3 protein-coding genes are annotated in these 5,012 nt (G+C 70.7%); 2 read left to right on the forward strand and 1 reads right to left on the reverse strand.

Features of this window, described 5'->3' with window-relative positions:
* Positions 1-56: 56 nt before the first annotated feature.
* On the reverse strand, positions 57-1,067 hold the full coding sequence (locus tag ACFRFH_RS02390; RefSeq protein WP_382461410.1) for an aldo/keto reductase family protein: 1,011 nt from the start codon (positions 1,065-1,067) through the stop codon (positions 57-59).
* A gap of 164 nt (positions 1,068-1,231) precedes the next feature.
* On the opposite strand from ACFRFH_RS02390, the gene ACFRFH_RS02395 reads away from it, so the two are divergent.
* On the forward strand, positions 1,232-2,179 hold the full coding sequence (locus ACFRFH_RS02395) for a helix-turn-helix transcriptional regulator (RefSeq protein ID WP_382461411.1): 948 nt from the start codon (positions 1,232-1,234) through the stop codon (positions 2,177-2,179).
* A gap of 58 nt (positions 2,180-2,237) precedes the next feature.
* Positions 2,238-4,883, forward strand: coding sequence for a glucosidase (locus tag ACFRFH_RS02400; protein ID WP_382461412.1), 2,646 nt, complete (start codon positions 2,238-2,240; stop codon positions 4,881-4,883).
* Positions 4,884-5,012 lie beyond the last annotated feature (129 nt).

The following is a 5,012-nucleotide window of genomic DNA, read 5'->3' on the forward strand; positions in this document are numbered from 1 at the left end:
GGCCGAATGTCGACTCTGGCCGCGCCAGAGTCGACATTCGGCACGAATCGGGGGGGCTACGCCTCGCGGTGCTGCGGGGAGCGCGTCGCCGTGTGCGACGCGTCGCGCTCGACGGCGCCGCCGAGCACCTCGTCGATGCTGCCAAGCAGCTCGGCCGGGATGGAGACTCCGGAGGCCTTCACGTTCTCGATGACCTGCTCCGGGCGGGAGGCGCCGATGATCGCGGTGGCCACGTTGTCGTTCTGGAGCACCCAGGCGACCGCGAGCTGCGCCGGCGTGAGGCCGAGCTCCTGCGCGATCGGGGTGAGCTGCTGCACACGGGTGAGCACGTCGTCGGTCAGCCAGCGCTTGACCGCACCCGCGCCGCCCTTCTCGTCGGTCGCGCGGCTGCCCTCGGGCAGCGGAGCGCCCGGCAGGTACTTGCCGCTGAGGACGCCCTGCGCCACCGGCGACCAGACGATCTGCGAGATGCCGAGCTCCTTGGAGGTCGGCACGACCTCCGCCTCGATGACCCGCCACAGCGCCGAGTACTCGGGCTGGTTCGAGATGAGCTGGAAGCCGAGGTCCTTCGCCAGCGCGTGGCCCGCGCGCAGCTGGTCGGCCGTCCACTCGCTCACACCGATGTAGAGCGCCTTGCCCTGCCGCACGATGTCGGCGAAGGCCTGCATGGTCTCCTCCAGCGGGGTGAAGAAGTCGAAGCGGTGCGCCTGGTACAGGTCGACGTAGTCGGTCTGCAGGCGGGTCAGCGAGCCGTCGATGGACTCCAGGATGTGCTTGCGCGACAGCCCGACGTCGTTGTGGCCCTTGGGTCCGGTCGCGCCGAAGACCTTCGTGAAGATCTCCAGCGACTGCCGGCGCTCGCCCTTCAGCGTCTCGCCGAGCACGGTCTCCGCCGCCGTGTTGGCGTAGACGTCGGCGGTGTCGAAGGTGGTGATCCCGGCGTCGAGGGCGGCACGGACGCACGCGGCGGCCGTCTCGTTCTCGATCTGCGAGCCGTGGGTCAGCCAGTTTCCGTAGGTGATCTCGGAGATCTTGAAGCCGGAGTTGCCGAGATGTCTGAACTGCACAGTCGTTCCTTTCGGGGGAGGTCGACTCGATCGTAGGCAGATGCGATTCAGTGGCGCCAACAGTGGTTGGTTCTGGGATTCAGCGGCGCAGGTGGTGAATCATCAGCGCGGGAGTAGACAGCACCCCCTACCGTGAATCCGCAGACGCGGCTACCGTTCACGTCGTGCCGGTCACGCGCATGTCGATGGCGTCACGGGAGCCCGACGTGGCTCTCGCGGTCATCCGCGGCCTCCAGCCCGGCTTCGACTTCGCCCGCGACGGCGACGACGCCGCCTTCTCGTTCGCGGTGAGCCATCTCGGGGACGAGCGGCTCTCGCTGGACCGGCTTGACCTGGTCTGCACTGCCCGCGGAGTCGCGGACCCGATGACCACCTTCAACGTCTGCGAGGCGAGCCCCGGGATGCGCCTGGAGGTCGGCCGCGAACAGCTCGACACCGACCGGCCGTTCCTGTACCCGTTGGCGCCGATCGAGTCGAGCTGGGAGCACGAGGCACGCGCGGACTCGGTGCGGGTCGACATCGACGCCGTCGAGACACTTGCGCGGGAGTACTTCGGCCGTCCGGGGCTGCGTGTCCGCTTCACCGGCAGCGCACCCATCGACGCCGCCCGGGAGCGCCACTGGAGGGGCGTGGCGAAGCACATGCGCGGGCCGGGCAGCGAGCCGGAGGTGTTCGACCACGTCCTCCTGCGCGACGCCCTGTTCCGGACGGTCGCCGCCGCGCTGCTCTCCGACTTCCCGAACGACACCCTCGACCTCCCGCCGGCGAACGACGGCGGGGTCGCGACGCCGGCGTCGATCCGCCGGGCCATCGCCTACATGGAGGAGCACATCTCCGAGCCGATCGGGCTGGTCGACATCGCAGCGGCGTCGCGGCTCTCGCCGCGCGGGCTCCAGGACGCCTTCCGTCGCATCGTCGGGGTCTCGCCCACCCAGTACCTCCGTTCGCTTCGGCTGAGCGCCGCGCGCGCCGATCTCCTCGCGGCCGACCTGGTGCACAGGGACACCGTCTCGGCGATCGCCCACCGCTGGGGCTTCACGCATGTGCCCCGCTTCGCCGCCGCCTACCGCACCGAGTACGGCGAGAACCCGCACGAGACGCTCGCGCGGTGAGCGGAGGGCGACCGCTGCCCGCTGGACCGGCGCGGCGCCGAGCGTCGAGAATGGCCCCATGACCCAGGTGAACCCGGCCGAGCCCGGCGCCGAGCGCAAGCGCATTCTCCAGGCGGACGACGGGACGGCCGCCTGGCGCGACGCCGCCTGGCGCGACTGGGGACCGTACGTCGCCGAGCGGGCCTGGGGCACGGTCCGCGAGGACTACAGCGCCGACGGCGAGGCCTGGGACTTCTTCCCGCACGACCACGCCCGCAGCCGCGCCTACCGCTGGAACGAGGACGGCATGGCCGCGTTCTCCGACCTGAAGCAGAACTGGTGCCTCGGCCTGTCGCTGTGGAACGGGCAGGACGCCATCCTCAAGGAGCGGATGTTCGGCCTGAGCGGCCCGCAGGGCAATCACGGCGAGGACGTCAAGGAGTACTGGTGGTACCTCGACGGCACCCCGACGCACTCCTGGAACACCTGGCGCTACCACTACCCGCAGGCCGCGTACCCGTACGAGGACCTGATCGAGACCAACGCGCGCCGCAGCAAGCTGGAGCCCGAGTACGAGCTGGCCGACACGGGGATCTTCGACGACGGGCGCTACTGGGTGGTCACGGTCGACTACGCGAAGGAGGGGCCGCACGACCTCCTGATGCGCGTCACGATCGAGAACGCCGGCCCGGAGGCCACGACGCTCCAGGTGCTGCCGACGCTCTGGTACCGCAACACCTGGTCGTGGGGCTACGAGGTGGAGAAGCCGTCGCTGCGGTTCGACGGCGGGCGCGTGCTCGGGTCGGGGCCGGGCGGGGCGCTGGCCTTCAGCGGGGAAGGAGAGCCGGAGGCGCTGTTCTGCGAGAACGAGACCAACACCTCACGGCTGTTCGGCGCGGACGACTCCCCCGCCTACCCCAAGGACGGGATCGAGGACCACGTCATCCGCGGCGCCGCGACCGTGAACCCGCAGCAGGTCGGGACCAAGGCCGCTCTCCACTACGAGGTGACCCTCGGCCCGGGCGAGACGCAGGTGCTCCGGCTGCGTCTGACCGGAGGTGCCGGTGATCCGTCGGCCATCGCCGCGCAGGACCTCGGCGCCGCCTTCGACCGCGTCGTCGCCGCCCGCAAGACCGAGGCGGACGCCTTCTACGCCGGCCTGGACAACGCCCCCGCCGACCCCGACGAGGCGCGCGTGCTGCGCCAGGCGTTCGCCGGCCTGCTCTGGTCGAAGCAGTACTTCCACTTCAACGTCGACAAGTGGCTGGACGGCGACCCGGCCGGTCCCCCGCCGCCGCCCGGCCGCGCCGCCGTGCGCAACGGGCAGTGGCGCCACTTCGACGCCGACGACGTCATCCTGATGCCCGACCCGTGGGAGTACCCGTGGTTCGCGGCCTGGGACCTCGCCTTCCACTGCGTGACGATGGCGCACATCGACCCGGCGTTCGCGAAGGCGCAGCTCGTGCTGCTGCTGCGGGAGTGGTACATGCATCCGAACGGGCAGCTCCCGGCCTACGAGTGGAACTTCTCCGACGTGAACCCGCCGACGCATGCCTGGGCGGCGATCCAGGTCTTCCTCATCGACGGCGGGCGGGACTTCGGCTTCCTCGCCCGCATCCTCCACAAGCTGCTGATCAACTACACCTGGTGGACGAACAGCAAGGACGCCGACGAGGACAACCTGTTCGAGGGCGGCTTCATGGGCCTCGACAACATCGCGCCGCTGAACCGGTCGACGCTGCCGCCGGAGGTCGGGACCATCGAGCAGGCCGACTCGACCGGCTGGATGGCGAGCTACGCGCTCGACCTGCTGGAGATCGCGCTGCGGCTCGCCCGGGAGGACGACGTGTACGAGGACGTCGCCGTGAAGTTCGGCGAGCAGTTCCTCCGCATCGCCGGCTCGGCCAACAGCTCCGGCATGTGGGACGACGAGGACGCCTACTTCTACGACGTGCTGCATCTGGCCGACGGCCGGGACGTTCCGCTCAAGGTGCGCTCGCTCGTCGGGCTCGTGCCGGTCGTCGCGTCGCTGGCGTACGACGAGCCGGGCGTGCGGACGCTGCCCGAGTTCCGCCGCATCCTGAACCACTACCTGGTGAAGCATCCCGAGCTCGGGGCGGCCTTCCACCGGAGGGTGATCGGGAACGAGCAGGTATACCTGCTCGCGCTGGTGTCGCCCGAACGCTTGACCCGCATCCTGAAGCAGGTCTTCAACCCGGCGGGGCTGCTCAGCGACCACGGCGTCCGCGGCGTCTCCGCCTACCATCGTGAGCACCCCTTCACGGTGGAGGTCGACGGCGTGGAGGCTTCGGTCGACTACGAGCCGGCCGAGTCCACGACCGGGCTGTTCGGCGGCAACTCGAACTGGCGCGGGCCGGTCTGGTTCCCGCTCAACGCGCTGCTGGTCGCGGCGCTGCAGCACTACCAGTCGCACGGCGAGACGGGCGTCCGCATCGAGGACCCACTGGGCTCCGGCAACTCGCTTACCCCCGGCGAGGCGGCCGACGACCTCGCCCGACGCCTGATCGCGCTGTTCCTCCCCGGCCCGGACGGCCGCCGGCCCTCCGACGCCCGCTACCCGCTGCTGTCGGCGGACCCGCGCTGGAAGGACAACCTGTTCTTCTACGAGTACTTCGACGGCGACACCGGCCAAGGCCTCGGCGCGTCCCACCAGACCGGCTGGACCGCGATGGTGGCGCACCTGATCCTGACGCGCGGCCGCTAGCGCCGGAATCGCGCGCGCGATTCGTGGGGGGGGGGGCGGAAAACGGGCGCGGGGGGGCCCAAAGGGCCGAAAACCCCGCGCGACGCCCCCGCGGCGGGTGGAGTGGGCCCCCCCCCCACACCCACCAGA

It is taken from the genome of Leifsonia sp. NPDC056824, from assembly GCF_042789575.1.
GTDB lineage: Bacteria > Actinomycetota > Actinomycetes > Actinomycetales > Microbacteriaceae > Leifsonia.